Raw genomic sequence first — 18,967 nt, forward strand, 5'->3', positions numbered from 1 at the left:
GCCTTTGGTTCAGTCAGACGCGGCCGAGCCGGTCGAGCAGCGCCGCGCCGGTGCGGATGCCCTTGAGGAACAGCGCTATTTCCATGTTCTCGTTGGGCGCGTGATTGGCCTCATCGGCATTGGCATAGGGCATGACGAAGGCCGGCACACCCAGCACCTTGGTGAACACATAGTCCGGCAGGCTGCCCCCGGCCGATGGATAGACCAGCGGCTTCTCCTCGCGGGCTTCCACGATCGCCTCCTGGATCAGCTTGCCCCAGGGATCATCCAGCGGCGTGCGCGAGGGCAACATCGAGCCATAGGTGATCACCTCGACCTCGGGCGCGTGCTTGGCCACATGCGCCTTGACGCAGGCATAGACATGTTCCGGCGTCATCGCCTCGACCAGGCGGATATCGCATTTGGCCACCGCCTCGCAGGGTAGCACCGACTTGGTGCCCGGCCCACCATAGCCGCCATGCAGGCCATTGATCGTCAGCGTCGGATGGAACATCAACCGGTCCCAGAAGGGCCGGTCCGCAGGTTCATCGAGGCGCGTTAGCCCCATATCGGCCATGTATGCCGGAAGATCGAGCGGCAGGGCCTTGGTGGCGGCGATATCGGCTTCGGTGGGCGGAATGATCTGGTCGTGCAGACCCTCGATGGTGATGCGCCCATCCGGCGTCTTCATCGTCGCGAGCAGATGCACCAGCGTCCAGATCGCATTGGGCATAACCCCACCATAATTGCCCGAATGGGCATCACGGCTAGCCGTGCGGACGCGCAGCTCGAACGAGGTCATGCCGCGCACGCCATAGGTCAGCGTCGAATTGCCCGATTCGTGCAGCGGCCCATCGGCCGTCACCACGAAATCGGCCTTCAGCTGCTCCTTGTGGTCTCGCACGAAATTGGCGATCTGCGGCGAGCCGATCTCTTCTTCGCCTTCGAGCAGGAAGATCACGTTGCAGGGCAGGGTGCCATGCACCTTCAGATGCGCCTCGATGGCCATGATCTGGGCGAAATGCTGGCCCTTGTTGTCGCCCACGCCGCGCGCATAGATGCGTCCGTTGCGAATGGTCGGCTCGAAAGGCGGGCTTTCCCACAAGTCCAGCGGATCGGGCGGCTGCACGTCATAATGGCCATAGAGCAGCACTGTCGGCTTGGTGGCATCGACGGTGTAGCGCGCCAGGACGAAGGGATGGCCCTTGGTGGGAATCGCCTCCACCTCCATGCCAATTTCGCCCAGCATGTTCACCAGCAGCTCTGAGACTTCCTTTATGCCGATATTGTGGGCGCTGATCGACGGATTGCGCACATAGTCGATGAGGCGAGCGACATAATCGTCGTGCCTGCCGCCGATATAGTCGAAGACCGGGCTGAGTGTCGGGGAGGTCATGCGGCCTCCCTAGTGAGGATAATACCGCCCGAGGGATGTACGGTCCCCTGCCAGCCTGGCGCCACAAAGGTCGTGGAGTCGAGCTGGGTGAGGATGACCGGGCCACTGAAGCTGGCGCCAGCGCCGAGCTTGGCGCGGTCGAGCACCGGCACGTCGACCTGCCTTCCACCAATGCTGACTGACGTATGTTCCTCCGGCGCCGGGGTGGTCCCGGGGGCAAGCTCCACCGCCGGCGGCACCACGGCAATGCCGGTGGCATGGACGCGCAGCGTTACCAGTTCGATCGGTGCGCCGAGATTAAAACCATAAAGCGCCTTGTGGGCGGTCTGGAAATTAGCTTCCACCTGCGCCCTGTCGGCAGCATAGGGAACGGCGATCTCGCCGCCCTGTCCGGCATAGCGCATCAGCGCGACGCGTTCGATGACGCGCGCCTCGGGGGCCACGTCCTCCTCATCGAGCCAGCCCTTGGCCTGAACCTCAAGCTCGGCGACAATGGGCTCGGCCACTTCTGCCTCCATGGCGCCGGGAATGGCCATGGCGCGCGAAAACTCGGATTTGAGATCGGCCGCCAGCAGGCCGTCGGCGCAGAGCACGCCGGGCGCGGGCGTAATCAAGACGCGCTTGATGCCGAGCAGTTCGGCGAGGGCGCAGCCATGCAGCGGCCCGGCACCACCAAAGGGCACGAGCGTGAAATCGCGTGGATCGTGACCGCGTTCGACCGAAACCACGCGCATGGCGCCGACCATGTGATTGTCGGCAATGGCGAGAATGCCGCGTGCCGCAGTTTCGAGGTCGAGCCCCAGCGGTTCGGCAATGGTCATCACCGCCCGCTTGGCCGCCTCGACATCGAGCACCATCTTTCCGCCCAGAAGCCGCGCCGGCAATTGGCCGAGCGCCACATGCGCGTCGGTAACGGTGGGCGCGGTACCGCCATGGCCGTAGCAGGCCGGGCCGGGCCGGGCGCCGGCGCTTTCCGGGCCAACGGTCAGCGCGCCATCCTTGATGCGGGCCAACGACCCCCCGCCCGCTCCGATGGTGATCATGTCCACCATGGGCAGCGCCAAGGGCCACTCGCCGACCGAACCATGCTGGGTGAGGCCGATCTGGCCACCTTTGATCAGGCAGATATCGGCCGAGGTGCCGCCGATATCGTTGGTGATGATATCCTCGATGCCGCAGGCTGCAGCAGCGGCACGGGCGCCGACAACGCCGGCAGCCGGGCCGGAAAGGGCCGTCAGCGCCGGTGCCACGCGGATTTTCGGTGCCCCGGCAACGCCGCCATTGGACTGCATCAGCATCAGCGGTGGAGTCGCCCCCTCGTCTTCCAGCCGCTTTTCGAGATTGCGCACATAGGTGGTGACCCCCGGCATCACCGTGGCATTGAGCACAGTGGTGAGGCTGCGCTCATATTCGCGCACCACCGGCAGCACGTCGCTGGAAACGGTGATCGCCAGCTCCGGCAATTCCTCGCGCAGAATGTCGGCAACGCGCCGCTCATGCTCGGGATTGGCATAGGCGTGGATGAGGCAGACCGCGACGGCGGCGACGTCCATGCCACGGATTTGCGCGGCAGCCGAGCGGACCGAGGCCTCGTCAAGCGTTTCGAGCACCGCGCCACCTGCGGCGATGCGCTCGTTCACTTCTACGATGCGGCTCGAGGGCACCGGCGGCACCGGCTTGATCCAGGTATAGAGATTGGCCTTGCGCGGAATGTCCTGCCTGCCGATGGCCAGCACATGGCGGAAGCCGCGTGTGGTCACCAGCGCCGTGCGGGCGCCCTTGCCCTCGAGGATCATATTGGTGGCAACGGTGGTGCCGTGCAGCACCTGGTCGAGATCGGCGGCGGAAGCCCCGGCCTGTTGCAGCGCCAGGCGAATGCCGTTGAGGAAGGCCTCAGACGGATCGGACGGGATCGAGGGTGTCTTGGCGCGCCAGGAGCGACCGGAGCCATCGACCAGCGCCACGTCGGTGAAAGTGCCGCCGATATCGACGGCGACGGCGAGATTGGTTGGGTTTTCCATGGCGATATCAGGCGAGCTCATCGATATAGGTCTTGCGGTGGAACGGCTTGGTGGCCGGGCGATCGGCGCGCAGTCTAGCCGTGGCCGCTGCGTCGAGCTGATCGTCTGCGATAACAACGCCATAGAAGGCTTTCGCGGCCTCGGCGGTGACGAAGCCGCCACGCACGTCTTCGAGTACGCGTTCGGCCGGGCGATCATAGGGATGCCCCATGCCGCCGCCGCCGCCGGTGCGGATGCGCAGGATGTCACCCTTTTTGAGCGCGGTGCCGTCCGAAAGTGGCGGGATCTGCCGCTCTTCGGGCGTGTCGGGATTGACCACGATGGAGCCACCGCCGCCGGACATGCCGCCGCCATAGCCCCAGGGCGGATTCTTGACGCCATCGATGCGGATGGCGAGCAGCGCCTCGTCGGCGAGGATCTCATATTCGCGAATGATGCCCGTGCCGCCGCGGAACCGGCCAGGACCGCCGCTGTCGGGCACGACGCCATATTGGCGCAGCCGGATGGGATAGCCGCCTTCGAGGAACTCGACGGGGTAGTTTTCCTGGGCCACGAAGTAGACCGCGTCGATGCCATCGGCAAAGTCGCGGGCGCCATAGCCGACGCCGATACCGTCGGCGAGCAGGAACGGCTTTGGCATGCCAGTTTCCTTGCCGAACGTGCCGCGCATGATGGTGACGACATAGGCCGAGTGGGCCGCCGGGGCGCCGCCCTTGCCGCGGTTGACCAGGCCATTGAGCACGGCAAGCATGCGCATCATGGTGAGGCCGCGCATGCCCAGCGGCGCGGGGAAACGAGGCTGCACGATCGAGCCTTCGCGCAGGCGCACCTCGTCAATGGCCAGCGGGCCGCCGGCATTGACCACCTGGCTGGGATCGCCGCCGAGGAAATAGAGCCCCAGCGCCATGCCGGGCACGCCCTTGTTCATGATGAGATTAACCGGGCCCGGCGCCTGGTCGTCGCTCTCCGTGGCGTCGAAAATGAACCGATCTTCGCCATTGGCGCCCTTTTCGCGGGTGATGGCGAAGCGCAGGCTGAACGGACCATTGCCATGGCCGTCGCTGTCGATCTGGTCGGAGAATTTATAGGTGCCGTAGTCGAAGGTTTCGGCGAGACGGCGGCGCACCAGCGTGCGGGTGCGGTCCAGCAGCTGCGCCAGGGCGTCGGACACCACATCGGCCCCATGCCGTGCCACCACTTCGGCGACGCGGGTGACGCCGAGTTTTACCGACGCCATCAGCGCCGACATGTCGCCTTCGCTCTGCGCGGGGAAACGCGAATTGCGGTGGAAGATGGCGAGGGCGGTGTCGTTGACCACGCCTTCATCGACCAGCTTGGTCGGCGGAATGATGATGCCTTCCTGGTAGATCGAGGTGGCGTCAGGGCTGATCGAGCCCGGATGCAGGCCGCCAATATCGGCAAAGTGGGCCCAGCTCATCACAAAGGCGCAGAGTCGGTCACCATGGAATACCGGCGCCAGCAGCACCTGGTCGTTCGAATGCGTCACCGCGCCCTTCGAGCCATAGCAGTCATTATACCAATAGAGATCGCCCGGCTTCATCGTCTCGCGCGGAAAATGCTCGAACACCGGCGAGGTGAGATCGCCGAAAATCGGCACCATCGAGCCCACTGCCATCACGCCGCGTTCGTCGAAGAGGGCGGTGTAGAAATCCTTCTTCTCGCGAATGAAGGCCGATATGGCGGTGCGCTCGATCAGCGCTTCCATCTCGCGCTGAGTGGCCATGATCGCCCCGCGGATGATTTCCAGCGTCACCGGATCACAAAGGGGAGCTGTGTCCGGCGCCAGTGCCGGCATGGCGGATGAGAGCGGTGTCATCAAAAGCCTTCCAGAGAGAAACGAAGAAATAGTGTTTGCCAGGGCGCTGTGGATCAGCCGTCCCGGTCCATATGACGAAGGACCGCCTCGGCCGATCGGCGGACATAGATGCGTGTCGCCCGCTCCGCCGCAGCGATATCGCGCGCAGTAATGCCGGCAATGATGGCGCGCACGCCCTCCATACCCGTTTCGAGCTGTCCCGGCTCGGCCATGGCGTAGATGCGCAGCATGTTTACCCGTGAACGCAGCTGGTCGAGCATTTCCGCCGCGATCTGGTTATCCGCCACATCGGTCATGAAGCGCAGGAACTTCGACATGGTCTCGGCCATGCCGACCTTGTCGCCCTTGGCGCCGGCTTCGAGCATCTTGCGTGCGAATTCCTGGGCCTCGGCGATGTGTTCGTCCGTCGCGCAGGCGAGGAAGCTGCGTACGGTGATGGCTTCGAGCTCGGTACGGATCTCGTAGATCTCGTGGACATGCTTACGGGTCAGCCGCGCGACGCGCAGGCCGCTATGCGGCACAACGCTGACCAGTTTTTCCGCCTCCAGGCGCCGCACCACCTCGCGCACCACGGTGCGGCTGATGTCAAATGCTTCGCAGAGTTCGCGCTCGGTGAGGCGCGTGTCCGGCGCGATGAGCCCTTCCATGATCGCTGTGCGCACCGCGTCGAAGACTTTGTCGCGCACAAGTTGTCGCTGCATCGTCTCATCAGTCGATGCATTTTCCATTTGAGATAGATAGCCCTGAAAGATCTGGCGCAAGTCGCTCATCAGTATCCGTCGTCCCCAAGCGAGATGGGTCGGTCATCCAGCATTTGGCCGCCGCGGTCAAATCGGTGTCACGGCGCTTCGCCGGCGACTGTAGCGAGGCGCTTCCGCAAAGCCTAGCAGAAAATTGTCGTACAATCTGGATTGTCGTACAATTTATTCTGAGGCATCGTGGAGCTCGACATTATGGAGTGAGGGATCAGCATGCTCGACGTCGCCATTAAAAACGCCATCGCCCAGGTCAACGTCGACGCCGCCTGGCCATTGGTGGAAGCCTTCTCCACCATGCCCCGTTGGAAGCCGGAAGATGTCGAAGCCTCAGCCCATGACATCGCGGGGCGCCTTGAGGCGCTTGGCGTGCCGGTCGAGCTTTTGGAGGCTCAGCTTTACCTCTCAATCCCCTATGAGGCCTCCATAGAGGCCAATGGCAAGCTCTATGCGTCCAAGCCGCCGGCCTATTCGCTGAGTTGCCCCGAGGGCATGTCGGGTGTCCTGCATCACGTGCCTGGTGCCCTGGCGGCCAGCGTCGGCAGCTTCTACGAGAAGAACCGCGACGAGGCTGCCGCGGCAGAAGACCGCATTCGCGGCAAGATCGTTTTGACCGACGGCTTTGCCTCGCCCAACAAGGTGCTGGAGTTCCAGGAAAAGGGCGCCATCGGCGTCATCGCCGTCAATCCTGGTATCGACCGCCATTGGGGCATCTGCTCGTCCATTTGGGGCAATCCCGATCTCGATGGTCTGCCGCGCAAGCCGGTGATCCCCGTCGCCGTGGTCAATCATCCGGATGGGCAGGAGTTGATCGCGCTGGCAAAAACCGGCGGCAGCGTCACCATCAGCACCCGGCTTGAGGAGGGCTGGTTCAAGTCGCTCGTGCCGGTGGTCAATATCCCCGGTGCCTTCGAACCGGAAAAATTCGTGCTGCTCGCCGGACACTATGACAGCTGGGATGTTGGGGTCGGCGATAATGCAACAGGCGATGCCGCCATGCTCGAAATCGCCCGTGTGCTCTGGCACAATCGGGCCGACCTCCGACGCTCCGTGCGCATCGCCTGGTGGCCGGGCCATTCCACCGGCCGCTATGCCGGCTCCGCCTGGTACGCCGACGCCTTCGCCCTCGATCTCGACGAAAATTGCGTGGCCCAGGTCAATTGCGACAGCCCCGGCTGCCGCTGGGCCGATGTCTATGAAAATGTCGCGGTGATGAGCGAGGCCAATGTGCTGTGTACCGACATCATCCGCGATGTCGCCGACCTGCCGTTCCATGGCGAGCGTCCGCTGCGCGCCGGCGACTATTCGTTCAACAATATCGGCATTTCCAGCTTCTTCATGTTGTCCTCGACCATGACGGTCGAGAAGCGCAAGGAAATGAACTACTACACCGTCGGTGGCTGCGGCGGGAACATCGCCTGGCACACCGAAAACGACCTGATGGAGATTGCCGACCGCGACATTCTCCTTCGCGACATCAAGGTCTATCTCGCCGGCATCATGGCAGTGGCCAATGCGCCGATCCTGCCCTTCGACTGGCGCGCGACGGCTGCCGAGTTCGCCGCCACCCTGGCCAAGTATCAAAAGGCCGCCGGTGACGATGCGCATCTGCTCGATTCTGTCGAAGCCGAACTCACGCGCCTCACTGCAGCTCTCGATGCCTTCTACGCCGCCATCGCTGCTGGCGCCGTCACTGAAGTCGGCGCCAATACAGTCATCCAGCAACTCGCCCGCATTCTCGTGCCGCTCAACTACACCCGCGGTCCGCGCTTCACCCATGATCCCGCATTGCCTGTGCCGGGTCTTCCCGCATTGTCCGTTGCCGGCGACCTCGGGAGCCACGGCCCCGAAACCCTCGGTTTCGCCCGCATCCAACTCCAACGCGGTGCCAACCGCACGGCATCAGCATTGCGCCAGGCCGCAGGCCTGGTCGCGGCGCATTGAACCAATCTGCCGATGGCCCCGACTGACAAACGGCATGAGCATTGGTCGGCTATTCCGCGCGCCATCGGCGTCGGAAGGGCCGGCTTGCGCGGGCTGAGAAATTCGCTGCCGTGCTAGGCGGGCACGCTGGCGCTCCTGGTTGTGTTCACCCCTGCAAGCGGCGCGCGTTCGGTCTCGATCCGGGCTCCGGACATGCGGTCGAAGAGATGCAGGGACGGAACCGGCAGGGTTAGCCAAACGGTGCGTCCGTCCAGCGGCTCGTCGCCCGCAGGCAGGACGATCGACACTTCGTGGCCGAGAAGGCTGCAATAGGCCACGCGCGAACCGCCCAATTCTTCCACCAGTTCCACGGTTGCCGGCAGGCCCAGGCCTGGCGTGCTGTTGAGCACGAGGTTTTCGGGGCGTATGCCGACGGTCACCAATGTGCCTTCTGCCAGCGCCGTGCGGCAGAGCGCTACTCTATCGGCGGCGATATCGAGCAGGATCTCTCCACCTGTCCCCACCGTCGCCGGCAGGAGGTTCATTGCCGGCGCACCCATGAACCCTGCCACAAAGGCCGAGGCGGGGCGGCCATAGATCTCGCTGGGCGAGCCGATCTGTTCGACCCTGCCGCCATTCATTACGATCAGCGTGTCGGCCAGTGTCATGGCTTCCACCTGGTCATGGGTGACGAAGATCGAGGTCGCCTTGAGACGCTTGTGCAGCCGCTTGATCTCGATGCGCATCTGCACCCGCAGCAGGGCGTCGAGATTGGAGAGCGGTTCGTCGAACAGGAACACCTCCGGCTCTCGCACAATGGCCCTGCCCATGGCGACGCGCTGGCGCTGGCCACCCGAAAGCTGCGCCGGGCGGCGGTCCAGATAATCGGTGAGATTGAGGATCTTGGCTGCGTGCTCGACCCGCGCATTGCGCTCGGCAACCGGCAGGCCTGCCAGCCGCAGCGGATAGGCGATGTTCTGGCGCACGCTCATATGCGGGTAGAGCGCATAGTTCTGGAACACCATGGCACAACCGCGATCGGCCGGCTCGATATCGTTCATGACCGTGCCGCCGATGGCGATGCTGCCCGCGGTGATGTCCTCAAGCCCGGCGATCATGCGCAGAAGAGTCGACTTGCCGCAGCCCGATGGCCCGACGATGACAACGAAATGCCCGTCGGGAATGGCGAGATCGACGCCGTGTAGCACCGCCTTGCCATCATAGGATTTCCTGACATTGGAAAGGACGAGATCGGCCATCAAAAATCTCCCAGGAGGCGATGGCGCAGCTGGGTGATGGTATCCTCGCCCAACCCGATCTGTTCGAGATAAGCGGGCACAGAGCCAAATTCGGTCTCGATGAAGGCCAGGGTCGCGACCATCGTCTCGGGGTCTGAGGCGAGGAGGCGCTTGAACCGCTCGGGATCGGCGCCGCGGGCCACTGCGCCGGCGGTGATATCGGCGACGATGGGGGCGATCAGGGCAGCAGTTTGGGCATAATCGGCGACGATATCCTGGGCTTCGACCCCGACCAGGCTCAACAGCAGTGCCGCGATGATCCCGGTGCGGTCCTTGCCGGCCGTGCAGTGGAACAAGACGGCGCCGCCGGGCGCATCGGCGATGTGGGTCAGGACCGCAGCGATGCTGTCCTGCCGCGATTGCAGCGCCAGGATATACAGCTCGAGCAGCACATCGCCATCGGCCATCAGATCGGGAGCCAGGCCGTCGAACAGCGAGACATTGTGATAGCCGACATGCTCATGACCAGCGAAGGGATTAGGCTGGTGCGCCAACTCATCGTCATGGCGCAGGTCAATGACGGTCGTCACTCCGGAGGCGAGGAGGCTCTCGATGCCGCTCGCGTCGAGCCGGTGCAGTGCGTCGGCGCGCAACAGGCGGCGAAAGCGCGTTGTGCCGACAGCGGTGGCATAGCCGCCGAGATCGCGGATATTGTGGGTGCCGGGAACGGGCAGGTGGCGTGTAGTGTGCATTAGCGGATACCGGATTTCATGAAGGATTGGACGACCTGGCGCTGCAGGACGATGTAGATGAGCAGGACTGGCAGGCTGGCCAGGGTCGAGGCCGCCATCAGCGGACCCCATTGATTGCCTTCGGCGGTCATGAACATCTGGATGCCGATCTGGATCACCGAGTTTTCCGCCGTGCGACTGAGCAGCAGCGGCCAGAAATATTCGTTCCAGGTCGAGATGAAGATGAGGATGGCGAGCGAGGCGATGGTCCCGCGCAGATTGGGCGCCATCACCTCCCAGAGAATGCGCCAATTGCGCGCCCCATCCATGCGGGCGGCCTCGACCACCTCCTTGGGAAAGCCGCGCATGGCCTGCGCCAGCAGCAGGATGGCGAGCGCCGAGGTCAGATTGGGCAGGATCAGCGCCATGACGCTGTCCAGCAGCCCCATCTGGGCGACCAGCAGGTAATTGGGGATCATCACCACCTGAAAGGGCACCAGCCAGGTCAGCGCCACCGCCGTATAGACCAGCCGGGAAAAGCGGAAGGACCAGCGCGCAAAGGCGAAGGCGGCGAGAATGCCGGTGAGCAGCTGGAAAATCGTCGATAGCGCCGAGAAGACCAGCGTGTTGATCAGCATGCGGGCAATCGGGATAGCGTCGATTGCGTGTGTATAGTTGTCCAGCGACATGGTCGTCGGCCACAGGCTGGTCTCGAACATGGCGTTGGCCGGCCGCAACGAGCTGGCCAGCATCCAGTACACCGGAAACAGGCAGAAGATGGACAGCAGCACCATCAACAGATGCCCCGCCGCCGTGTCGAGGCCGGATTTCTCCGAGATACGACGCAGCGGGCGCGCCGGCGCCATGCTGCTTCCCGGGCGAAGCACTTCAGTTGTCATGGAAGGAATACCTGTCGATCAGGCGGAAGAGCACGAAGGCCACTGCGCCGAAGCCGATGAAGAGGATGATCGCCGACGCCGAGCTCCAGCCCACCGACATGGTGGAAAAGCCGAAATCCCAGAGCAGATAATAGATATTGGTGGTCGATCCCAGCGGACCGCCGCCGGTCAGGACATTGATATAGGTAAAGCTCCACTGCGCCCCGAGCAGGATGGTCATCACCACCAGGAACAGCACGGTCGAGCTCAAAAGCGGCAGGCGAATGTCGCGGATGATTGCCCACTTGCTGGCGCCATCCATGCGGGCGGCCTCGATCAGCGAGGGATTGATATTGGCATTGGCGGCCGACAGGATCAGCGTCGAGAAGCCCATCAGTTTCCACCCGGTGATCAGGATCACCGTCCAGATCGCGATATTGGGGTCGGAGAGGAATTTGACCGGGTTGAGGCCCAGTCCCTTGAGCATCTGGTTGAGCAGGCCATAGCCGGGGTCGAGCAGCCAGCGCCACACCGCGGCGGCGACAACCGGCGCGATGATCATCGGCACGAAGATGATAGCACGATAGATATTGCGCGACCGCTGCGGCAGGTCATGGGTATAGATGGCGATGGCCAGGGGGGCGAGGACGGCCAGCGGCAATAGGCCCAGGATATAGATGCCGGTATTGCGCAGCGCCTGCCAGAATTTCGGCAATGCGAAAATACGCACATAGTTCTCCCAGCCGACAAAGGTCTGCGGCGAGGTGGGCAGCATGTTCCACTGATAAAAGCTGAGGCGCAGGGCATCCACCAGCGGCCAATAGATCCAGACCACGAGTGTCAGGAGAGCTGGGGCGAGATAGAGCCAGGGCGCCCAGTGCGACTGGGTCATCCGTCTGAGGCGGGTCGGGGATTGTGAGGCCAGGGCCATGGCACGCTCCGCTTGGGAAACCGAAAGGGGCCCGCCATCGCAGTGATGGCGGGCCGGAAAATTTAGGGCATCAACGCCTGGGCATTGGCCTGCGCATCGGCGAGCGTCGCCTGCACATCGGCCCCGCCGAACACTGCCATGTCGACGGCGTCCATCATGGTTTTGACGATCTGGCGGTAATTCGGGCCCGGCATCGGGTCCCAGGGCTCGAGCCGGTCAAGCTGCTCGAGATTGGGAGCCACCAGCGGGTGCTCGGCGATCCAGCCGGCGAGATAGGCGGGATCGGTGACGATGGCAGGGCGCAGCGGCAGGTAGCCGATTTCCGAGGTGATGACGGTATAGCCATGCTCGGAGGTCAGGAACTTCATCAACTCCCAGGCGGCGCGCTGCTTGAGCGGGTCGGTGGTGTGGATGGTCAGGGCCGAGCCCGAATTGTTGGGGCGGGTCGGCTTGTCGCCGAAGCGCGGCATGGCGGCCGAGCGCAGTTCGAAATTGCCTTCCGCCCCTTTCACCAGACCAGCCTGCAAGGCGCTGGTCTGCAGATACATCGCCAGTTTGCCCGACGCCATGGCGTCGACGGCGCCAAGCCCCTCGTAGATTTCGTAGACGCCGGCATCGTTGAGGTCGCGCAGCATCTGCACGGCCTCGACCGCTTCCGGCTCGGCGAATTTGAGCGTCTTGCGATCGCGCGAGATCACTTCGCCATTGTTGGAGCGCACCACGCCCTGGAACAGCCAGTCGGCTGCGCTCGGGCCGGTGATCCCGGCAGAGAAGCCTTCGGCGTCGGTCTTGTCTTCGATGGCGAGGGCGTCGGCCTTGAGTTCTTCCCAGGTGGCCGGCGGTGCATCGGGGTCGAGCCCGGCATCACGGAACAGGTCGGCATTGTAAAACAGCACCGGGGTCGAGAAGGTATAGGCCAGTCCATAGGTCTTGCCGTCCAGCACGCCCAGCTTGGTGCCATTGGGATGCATGCCGGCCAGATGCGCGCTGATTTCGTCGGCCGGGGCAATGTCCTCCAGCGCCTTGGCGCCGAAATTGTGCACCGAGAAGTCGAGGTCCGAAAACACCGTCTGCACCAGGTCCACCGGCTGGCCGGCGGCGAGGTCGGCCTGAATGCGACTGGAATCGGCGCTGGAATAGCCTATGCCGGTGACCGTGACATTGGGATTGGCCGCCATGAACTCGTTGATGAGCTTCTGTGTGGCGTCCGCGCCGATGCCGGCCGAGGCCAGGTTGTAATTGTAGAAGGTGATGGTTACCGGCTGGTCGATGCTGGGCGCCATGGTCTGAGCCGGCACCGGCAGGGCGGTGGAAAGGGCCAGCAGGCTGGCCAGGAGCGTGGTGCGAAACATGATGGGACTTTCTCTTTCGCCGGGGTTATTCGGCGGCTGCGACGGTGGTGTCGGCTTCGTATTTCTTCAGGATCTCGGCCATGTCGGCGAAGCGGAAGCCGCCGATCTCGCGGCGCGTGGCCGGCTGCGGTGCGAAGGTGATGGAGAGGCCGGAGGGGCGTACCTTGCCGATGGCGAAGGCGGCGCCCTCGAGCATGCGCAGCCCTTCATGCAGCCACAAGACGTCCGTTGCAGCGTGCTGGCCGATGCCCACCACGGTCGGGATGCCATACCAATTGGCGACGCGGTCATAGTGGATATGGCCTGAAAGAATGCCGATGACGCTCTTGCCGGTAACGGCCTGGCGCAGCGCCTCGGTGTCGGCATAGGAGAGCGATTCCCACTCCATCGAGGGGTCATGCGTGTCAAGCGCCGGGGCGTGGTGCATGACCAGCAGCTTGGGCAGGTCGGCATGGCTTCCGAGCTCAGACAGCAGCCAGTCGAGCTGCCCCGGTTCAAAGGCGCCACCGATCTTGTTGGGCACGCTGGTATCCAGCACGATCACATGCAGCCCGCCGATGACGGCCGAATGATCGTAGGGCTGATCGAGCTCCGAGGTGCGTCCCAGCATGGCCGGATAGAAGCCATCGCGGCGGTCGTGATTGCCGAGGGCAAACAGGATGGGCATGTCGAGGCCGGCTTCGGCGATCAGGTCCTTGAGGTGTTCGTAGGAACCGGCATCACCGCGATTGGTCAGATCGCCAGAGGCCACAATGAAATCGGGCTGCGGCGAGAGTTTTTTCACATCGGCCAGGATGGCCCGCAGCGTTGCCGTGGTGTCGGAATGCAGATGGTCGTCCTGCACTGCAGGATTGCCCACATGCAGGTCGGTGAGGTGAACGAAAGTGGTCGGTGCGGACAAGGGCTTTCTCCTGTCGATGGCGTCAAAAGCAGCGTGGATGCGCCGTAACTATTTGTTTTGCCGTTATTTTCGTTGGGGGCTTGCGGAGCGGCGGTGACAGAGTTACCGTCGCCTCATGACAAGTGAATGAAGGTTCATTCAGAAAATGGATGTAATGCCTGACAAGGCGCAGCGCATTCTCGACGCTGCCGCCAGACTGATCGTCCGCAATGGCCTGCAATGCTCGATGGCGGCGATCGCCGAGGAAGCCGGTGTCGCCACTGGCTCGCTTTATAACTACTTCCGCAGCAAGGAAGACCTGGTGCTGGGCGTCTACAACAAGGTCAGCGCTGAAATGGCCGCGGCCCTCAGTTTGACGGACATGCCGGGGCTAGCGGAAGATGCCAGGGTCCGCCTTTATATCGAGCGCTACATGCAGTTCATCTGGGAAGACACCGAGCGGGCGCGGCTGTTCGACTATCTCGACAACAACCCTCTGATCTCAATGGAAGACGCCAAGTCGGTCTTCGGTCCCCTGGTGCAGGACGGCATCGACATGCTTGTCGCTGCCCAGGCGGTGGGCGTCGTTCGGTCGGGTACGCCCACCCTGATCATGAGTTTTGTGCGCGGTTCCATCCGCAACGCCCTCAAGCGCCTGCGCCAAACCGGCAAGGCGCTCTCGGCAGCCGACCGGCAGCTGGTGGCCCACATGTGCTGGGACGCTATCCAAGCCTAGGCTGGTCGGCCTGCTTGCGCCGCCTCAATGGCCCAACATGCGTTCCATGGCGCCGGGCCGATCATGCTCGGCCAGCTTGTCCATGATAGTGGCGCTGGCCTCATTGAGCCCGATGACCTCCACTGCCGCTCCGGCCCGACGGAATTTCAGCACCGCCATGTCGATGGCCTGCACTCCGGTAAGGTCCCACAGATGGGCTTCGGTCAGGTCGATGCGCACTGTCCCCACCGGTTCGGTAAAGTCGAGAGCGGCAAGGAAATCCTCGGCGCTGGCGAAGAACAGCTGGCCCTCGACGCGATAGCTCCGCACGCCGTCGCTGAGCGTTGTGGTGACGCGAAAGATCTGCGCCACCTTCCAGGCAAAGAAGATGCCGGACAGCAACACGCCAACTCCGACGCCCAGCGCCAGGTTGTGTGTACCGACCACCGTGATCACCGTTGCCAGCATGACGATGCTCGAACGGCGCGGGTGATGCGCCAGATCGCGCAGTGAGGACCAACTGAAGGTTCCCACCGACACCATGATCATGATGGCGACCAGCGCCGGCATGGGGATCATCCCCACCCAGTCTCCAAGCACCAGCAGCAGGAACAGCAGAATCGCGCCTGCGGCAAAGGTAGAAAGGCGGGTGCGCCCACCCGATTTCACATTGATCACCGACTGGCCGATCATGGCGCAACCGGCCATGCCGCCAAACAGGCCCGAGGCGATATTGGCGATGCCCTGACCGACGCTTTCCCGGTTCTTGTTGCTGCTGGAATCGGTCATCTGATCAACAATGGAGGCCGTGAGCAGGCTCTCGAGCAGACCAACCGCCGCAACGGCTACCGAAGTGGGCAGGATGATCATCAGGGTCTCCAAATTGAGCGGCACATTGGGCAGCAGCAGCGTCGGCAGCGCATTGGGCAGGGCGCCCAGGTCGGCGACATTGCGCGTGTCGATATTGAACATCAATGCCAGTGCCGTCAGCACCAGGATGCAGACGAGCGGCGACGGGACCACCCGGGTAAGGCGGGGGAACAGATAGATGATGGCCAGGCCCCCTGCGATCATCGCATAGGTCTGCCAGGACACCCCGATCAGCTCGGGCAGTTGCGCCATGAAGATGAGGATGGCCAGCGCATTGACGAAGCCGGTCATCACCGAGCGCGACACGAAGCGCATGACTGCGCCAACGCGCAGCCAGCCAGCCACGATCTGGATCAGCCCGGCCAATATGCTGGCCGCAAGGAGGTAGTCGAGGCCATGCTCGCGCACCAGCGTACCGAACAGTACGGCCGTGGCGGCAGTGGCGGCTGAGATCATGGCCGGACGCCCGCCGGCAAAAGATATGGTGATGGCTATGATCACCGAGGCATAGAGCCCTACCTTGGGATCGACGCCGGCAATGATGGAAAAACCGATGGCTTCGGGGATGAGCGCGAGGGCGACCACCAGTCCCGAGAGGATATCGCCCCGAATATTGGAAAGCCAATCGCGGCGGAAGGATTGTGCAAAGGTCATGAAAGGTCCAGACGGCTGAAGTCGCAGAAAGCGAGAGCGCGTTGTGTGCTAGGAAATAGCATGCTGGATTGTCTGGCGGATCGGCGGCCAGAAGAGCCACCCGGAATTGCACCGGGTCCGAGGACTGTCTTCTCTCTCGCCCAAATGACCCGGAAAAGCAAGCGCGGCTCCACTGCCGCTTCCCATCCGCTTGCATCGTTGGCGCGCTCATGCGATGGATTGCCCGCTTTGGTTCCGCCATGACGCGCGGATTAAAAGGGAACACGGTGCGGACTACCCATCAGGGGCCAACGCCGTGGCTGCCCTCGCAACTGTAAGCGGCGAGCGCTTCGTCACCATGTCACTGGATCGATCGGGTCCGGGAAGACGACGCAGCGCATGATCAGCCGTGAGCCAGGAGACCTGCCCAGGCAACAGACCATGAAGTCGGACGAGGTGTTCCGGCAAGGGGCAGGGCATGAACACGCCACATTCTGGTGCGCGCCGTAAAGCGCTCGCGCTTGTCTTGCCGCCTTTGCGGCTGTTTCGCAATTTCCGCGTGCCAACCGCGCCGGAGGCCGGCTGCGTCGCGCCTTGCTCGCCCGTATTTCGCCCCTGTCAAAAATACTGCAGTTTTGTGCAGGTTTTGCTGCTGCGCCTGTGGAACCATCGCCACAATGAACCCGCCATCACAAAAGCGCGGGGGAGGAGAATTGCGTTCATGACCGGTCTGCGGACCGTGCCGGCTTGCCGGCCGGTTGCTGCTGGCTGCCGTCATGCGCCCAGGGAGGGGACGGCGCGATGAGGGTCGATATTGCCGGATTTACCCGCGGCTCCAAGCGGCTCGACCATCGCCAGGTGCTCGACTTCTGCGCCCGTATGGATGGCCTCGGTTTTGACGGCCTTTGGTTCAACGAATTCCATTTCCAGCAGCCGCCCGATCCCTATCCGTCGACGCTGCTGCTTGCCGCCTCCATCCTGGGAGCGACAAGACGCATTCGCGTCGGCACCTCCATCATGGTGCTGCCGCTCTATCATCCGCTATTGCTTGCCGAGCAGGTGGCGCAATTGCACGGCCAGAGCGGTGGCCGTTTCGATTTCGGCATCGGCCGTGGCACCTTTCCCACCACGCTCGCGGCCCTGGGCATCGACCCGGCAGAAACCGGCAGCCGCTTCTTCGAGGCCTTCGATCTCATCCGCTCCGCCTGGCATCAGCCCACCCTGGTCCCCGCCGACAGCGTCTGGCCGACCTCCAGCTTTGCGGTCGGCCCGCTGCTGCCCGAGGGCGATGACATCCCCGTCTATGTGGCGGGCTCCAGCCCCGATACGGTCGGCTTCGCCCACCGCCATGGCTTGCCGCTGCTGCTCAGTCTCGAACCCTCCGAGCTCCGGCAATTGCAGGTGCACGACACCGTTTCGGGCAGTGCCACCGGCCTCTACCCGGCGGATTTCTCCATTTCCCGCTATCTCACCATTGCCCCCACCCCAGCCGCGGCTTTGGCCTTGGTCGACGCCTTGCTGCCCCGGCTTTACGAGCGCCGCCTGCGCTATGCGCGGCTCAACAATCGCCCCCTCGACGCTGTCAGGCCGGTGGATCGCGACCTCTTCCTCGCCGAGCAGATGATAGCAGGCGATGCCGATGAGTGTGCCGCGCAGCTGCTGGCCCTGCGTGACCGCACCGGCATCGACAGCATCCGCCTCATCTTCAACGGCAATGGCGAAGTGCCCGAGCCCGAGGCCGACGCCATGGCAACCCTGTTCGGACGCGCGGCGCTGCCCGCGCTCCACGCTCTTCCTGCCCTTTCACCCAAGACGGAGATTTCCCGGTGACCTTCCATTTCTCGTCCCGCTTCAACCTGCGCACAGCGCTGGCGCTTGGCGTCTTTGCCCTCGCCGTGCCCGCCATGGCGGCCGATGCCTTCCCCTATGCCGACGACAATTGCGGCGTCGTCACCACCTATGAAGCGGCGCCGGAACGGGCGGTAACGCTCTCCAACAACGCCACCGAGCTGATGCTGGCGCTAGGCCTCGAAGATCACATGGCCGGCACGTCCTATATGGCCAACCTCAAGATCAGCCCGGCCTATGAGGCGGTCTATAAGCAAATCCCGATCATTTCCCCGCTCGTGGCCACCACCGAAGAGCTGCTCGCGGCCGAAGCCGACTTCGTCTATGCCGGCTATCCCGATGGCTTCAGCGAATCCCGCCACACCCGCGACCAGCTGCACGATCTGGGCATGAATACCCGCCTCAATGTCGAAGGCTGCAATCTCGGGCCCTTCGGTTTTGCCCAGCTGTTCGATGAGATCCGTTCCGTCGCCCACATTTTCGGTGTCGCCGAACGTGGCGAAGAGTTGGTCGCGACCCTCCAGGCCCGGCTCGATGCGGTTGCCGCCAAGCTCGATGGTGCCGAGCCGATCAAGGTCTTCATCTATAATGGCGGCGATGCCCCTCCCAATGGCGTTCTCGGCCACACCCTGCTGTCGCAGGCGGTTGCCGCGGCGGGCGGCGAGAACATTTTCGCCGACATTCCCAATCGTTATGGGCAGGTGAGCTGGGAGCAGGTCGCCGAGAGCGCGCCTGACTATATCGTGGTATTCTATTCGGGCACGGCCAGCGGTCAGGTCGTCGCCGATCCCGACACCGAACTGGGTCAGGCCCGCATCGACATGCTGAAATCCATCCCGACCATTGCCGAGGTCCCGGCCATCGTCAACGAGCGCTTCATCCTGGTCAATTCCGTCCAGGGCCAGCCCGGTCCCAGCACGCTCGATGCGGTGGAACGCATGGCCAAGGCCTTCCATCCCGAAGCCTTCGCGGAATAGTCC

At 63.5% G+C, this 18,967-nt stretch carries 16 protein-coding genes, 1 riboswitch and 1 other annotated feature; of the genes, 5 read left to right on the forward strand and 11 right to left on the reverse strand.

The window, feature by feature from the left end:
- Nucleotides 1-13 precede the first annotated feature (13 nt).
- The 4 genes from BGO80_RS12080 to BGO80_RS12095 are packed head-to-tail and all read right to left on the reverse strand — an operon-like array spanning nucleotide 14 to nucleotide 5,934.
- Entirely contained in the window at nucleotides 14-1,375 is a 1,362-nt protein-coding gene (locus BGO80_RS12080; RefSeq protein WP_286721667.1) for a M20/M25/M40 family metallo-hydrolase, read from the reverse strand.
- On the reverse strand, nucleotides 1,372-3,417 hold the full coding sequence (locus tag BGO80_RS12085) for a hydantoinase/oxoprolinase family protein (protein WP_286721668.1): 2,046 nt from the start codon (nucleotides 3,415-3,417) through the stop codon (nucleotides 1,372-1,374). The genes BGO80_RS12080 and BGO80_RS12085 overlap by 4 nt, the downstream gene beginning before the upstream one ends.
- Nucleotides 3,404-5,233: a hydantoinase B/oxoprolinase family protein gene (locus BGO80_RS12090; RefSeq protein ID WP_286721669.1), complete on the reverse strand. Its 1,830-nt coding sequence runs from the start codon at nucleotides 5,231-5,233 to the stop codon at nucleotides 3,404-3,406. Before BGO80_RS12090 ends, BGO80_RS12085 begins: the two co-directional genes overlap by 14 nt.
- A 53-nt stretch (nucleotides 5,234-5,286) precedes the next feature.
- Complete coding sequence (locus BGO80_RS12095) at nucleotides 5,287-5,934, reverse strand: GntR family transcriptional regulator (protein ID WP_164550201.1); 648 nt, start codon at nucleotides 5,932-5,934, stop codon at nucleotides 5,287-5,289.
- A 270-nt stretch (nucleotides 5,935-6,204) separates the two neighbouring features.
- Between BGO80_RS12095 and BGO80_RS12100 the strand changes: the two genes are divergently transcribed.
- A complete protein-coding gene (locus BGO80_RS12100) occupies nucleotides 6,205-7,932 on the forward strand; it encodes a M28 family peptidase (RefSeq protein WP_286721670.1) in 1,728 nt (575 codons plus the stop codon).
- Between the two features lie 113 nt (nucleotides 7,933-8,045).
- Here the strand turns inward: BGO80_RS12100 and ugpC are convergent, their stop codons facing one another.
- From ugpC to BGO80_RS12130, 6 genes are all read right to left on the reverse strand, one after another.
- The gene (gene ugpC, locus BGO80_RS12105) at nucleotides 8,046-9,170 is read right to left on the reverse strand and encodes a sn-glycerol-3-phosphate ABC transporter ATP-binding protein UgpC (RefSeq protein ID WP_286721671.1); all 1,125 of its coding nucleotides are present in this window, start codon (nucleotides 9,168-9,170) and stop codon (nucleotides 8,046-8,048) included.
- Nucleotides 9,170-9,901 carry a tyrosine-protein phosphatase gene (locus tag BGO80_RS12110; protein ID WP_286721672.1) on the reverse strand — a complete coding sequence of 244 codons (732 nt, stop codon included), beginning with the start codon at nucleotides 9,899-9,901 and terminating at the stop codon, nucleotides 9,170-9,172. Before BGO80_RS12110 ends, ugpC begins: the two co-directional genes overlap by 1 nt.
- Entirely contained in the window at nucleotides 9,901-10,746 is an 846-nt protein-coding gene (locus tag BGO80_RS12115) for a carbohydrate ABC transporter permease (protein WP_286721673.1), read from the reverse strand. Before BGO80_RS12115 ends, BGO80_RS12110 begins: the two co-directional genes overlap by 1 nt.
- Nucleotides 10,747-10,768: 22 nt before the next feature.
- Nucleotides 10,769-11,689, reverse strand: a complete 921-nt coding sequence (locus BGO80_RS12120) for a carbohydrate ABC transporter permease (protein WP_286721674.1) — start codon at nucleotides 11,687-11,689, stop codon at nucleotides 10,769-10,771.
- A 62-nt stretch (nucleotides 11,690-11,751) separates the two neighbouring features.
- Entirely contained in the window at nucleotides 11,752-13,041 is a 1,290-nt protein-coding gene (locus tag BGO80_RS12125) for an ABC transporter substrate-binding protein (protein WP_286721675.1), read from the reverse strand.
- 25 nt (nucleotides 13,042-13,066) lie between these two features.
- Nucleotides 13,067-13,942: a metallophosphoesterase gene (locus tag BGO80_RS12130; RefSeq protein WP_126148874.1), complete on the reverse strand. Its 876-nt coding sequence runs from the start codon at nucleotides 13,940-13,942 to the stop codon at nucleotides 13,067-13,069.
- 154 nt (nucleotides 13,943-14,096) lie between these two features.
- Here BGO80_RS12130 and BGO80_RS12135 point away from each other — a divergent pair, with 154 nt between their 5' ends.
- A complete protein-coding gene (locus BGO80_RS12135) occupies nucleotides 14,097-14,657 on the forward strand; it encodes a TetR/AcrR family transcriptional regulator (protein WP_286721676.1) in 561 nt (186 codons plus the stop codon).
- A 24-nt stretch (nucleotides 14,658-14,681) separates the two neighbouring features.
- On the opposite strand, the gene BGO80_RS12140 is transcribed toward BGO80_RS12135, so the two are convergent.
- Complete coding sequence (locus BGO80_RS12140) at nucleotides 14,682-16,160, reverse strand: SulP family inorganic anion transporter (protein ID WP_286721677.1); 1,479 nt, start codon at nucleotides 16,158-16,160, stop codon at nucleotides 14,682-14,684.
- A gap of 66 nt (nucleotides 16,161-16,226) precedes the next feature.
- Nucleotides 16,227-16,282 (reverse strand) — a sequence feature (sul1 is cis-regulatory element that is thought to sense ions involved in sulfur or methionine metabolism; They are found in Alphaproteobacteria).
- Between the two features lie 90 nt (nucleotides 16,283-16,372).
- Nucleotides 16,373-16,584, forward strand: a riboswitch (cobalamin riboswitch).
- Between the two features lie 33 nt (nucleotides 16,585-16,617).
- Between BGO80_RS12140 and BGO80_RS12145 the strand changes: the two genes are divergently transcribed.
- The 3 genes from BGO80_RS12145 to BGO80_RS12155 are packed head-to-tail and all read left to right on the forward strand — an operon-like array spanning nucleotide 16,618 to nucleotide 18,964.
- Nucleotides 16,618-16,944 (forward strand): hypothetical protein, encoded by a 327-nt coding sequence (locus BGO80_RS12145; protein ID WP_286721678.1) that lies wholly within the window; start codon nucleotides 16,618-16,620, stop codon nucleotides 16,942-16,944.
- Nucleotides 16,941-17,969 (forward strand): LLM class flavin-dependent oxidoreductase, encoded by a 1,029-nt coding sequence (locus BGO80_RS12150; RefSeq protein ID WP_286721679.1) that lies wholly within the window; start codon nucleotides 16,941-16,943, stop codon nucleotides 17,967-17,969. Before BGO80_RS12145 ends, BGO80_RS12150 begins: the two co-directional genes overlap by 4 nt.
- On the forward strand, nucleotides 17,966-18,964 hold the full coding sequence (locus BGO80_RS12155; protein WP_286721680.1) for an ABC transporter substrate-binding protein: 999 nt from the start codon (nucleotides 17,966-17,968) through the stop codon (nucleotides 18,962-18,964). Before BGO80_RS12150 ends, BGO80_RS12155 begins: the two co-directional genes overlap by 4 nt.
- Nucleotides 18,965-18,967 lie beyond the last annotated feature (3 nt).

This window comes from Devosia sp. 63-57 (assembly GCF_001899045.1).
GTDB lineage: Bacteria > Pseudomonadota > Alphaproteobacteria > Rhizobiales > Devosiaceae > Devosia > Devosia equisanguinis.

What these genes read in the sequence shown, in the direction of transcription:
- BGO80_RS12135 (WP_286721676.1), top strand. Translation starts at nt 14,097, where the DNA reads ATGCCTGACAAGGCGCAGCGCATTCTCGACGCTGCCGCCAGACTGATC.
- ugpC (WP_286721671.1), bottom strand. Translation starts at nt 9,170, where the DNA reads ATGGCCGATCTCGTCCTTTCCAATGTCAGGAAATCCTATGATGGCAAG.
- BGO80_RS12100 (WP_286721670.1), top strand. Translation starts at nt 6,205, where the DNA reads ATGCTCGACGTCGCCATTAAAAACGCCATCGCCCAGGTCAACGTCGAC.
- BGO80_RS12115 (WP_286721673.1), bottom strand. Translation starts at nt 10,746, where the DNA reads ATGGCGCCGGCGCGCCCGCTGCGTCGTATCTCGGAGAAATCCGGCCTC.
- BGO80_RS12125 (WP_286721675.1), bottom strand. Translation starts at nt 13,041, where the DNA reads ATGTTTCGCACCACGCTCCTGGCCAGCCTGCTGGCCCTTTCCACCGCC.
- BGO80_RS12110 (WP_286721672.1), bottom strand. Translation starts at nt 9,901, where the DNA reads ATGCACACTACACGCCACCTGCCCGTTCCCGGCACCCACAATATCCGC.
- BGO80_RS12150 (WP_286721679.1), top strand. Translation starts at nt 16,941, where the DNA reads ATGAGGGTCGATATTGCCGGATTTACCCGCGGCTCCAAGCGGCTCGAC.
- BGO80_RS12145 (WP_286721678.1), top strand. Translation starts at nt 16,618, where the DNA reads ATGAACACGCCACATTCTGGTGCGCGCCGTAAAGCGCTCGCGCTTGTC.
- BGO80_RS12140 (WP_286721677.1), bottom strand. Translation starts at nt 16,160, where the DNA reads ATGACCTTTGCACAATCCTTCCGCCGCGATTGGCTTTCCAATATTCGG.
- BGO80_RS12080 (WP_286721667.1), bottom strand. Translation starts at nt 1,375, where the DNA reads ATGACCTCCCCGACACTCAGCCCGGTCTTCGACTATATCGGCGGCAGG.
- BGO80_RS12090 (WP_286721669.1), bottom strand. Translation starts at nt 5,233, where the DNA reads ATGACACCGCTCTCATCCGCCATGCCGGCACTGGCGCCGGACACAGCT.
- BGO80_RS12120 (WP_286721674.1), bottom strand. Translation starts at nt 11,689, where the DNA reads ATGGCCCTGGCCTCACAATCCCCGACCCGCCTCAGACGGATGACCCAG.
- BGO80_RS12085 (WP_286721668.1), bottom strand. Translation starts at nt 3,417, where the DNA reads ATGAGCTCGCCTGATATCGCCATGGAAAACCCAACCAATCTCGCCGTC.
- BGO80_RS12095 (WP_164550201.1), bottom strand. Translation starts at nt 5,934, where the DNA reads ATGCAGCGACAACTTGTGCGCGACAAAGTCTTCGACGCGGTGCGCACA.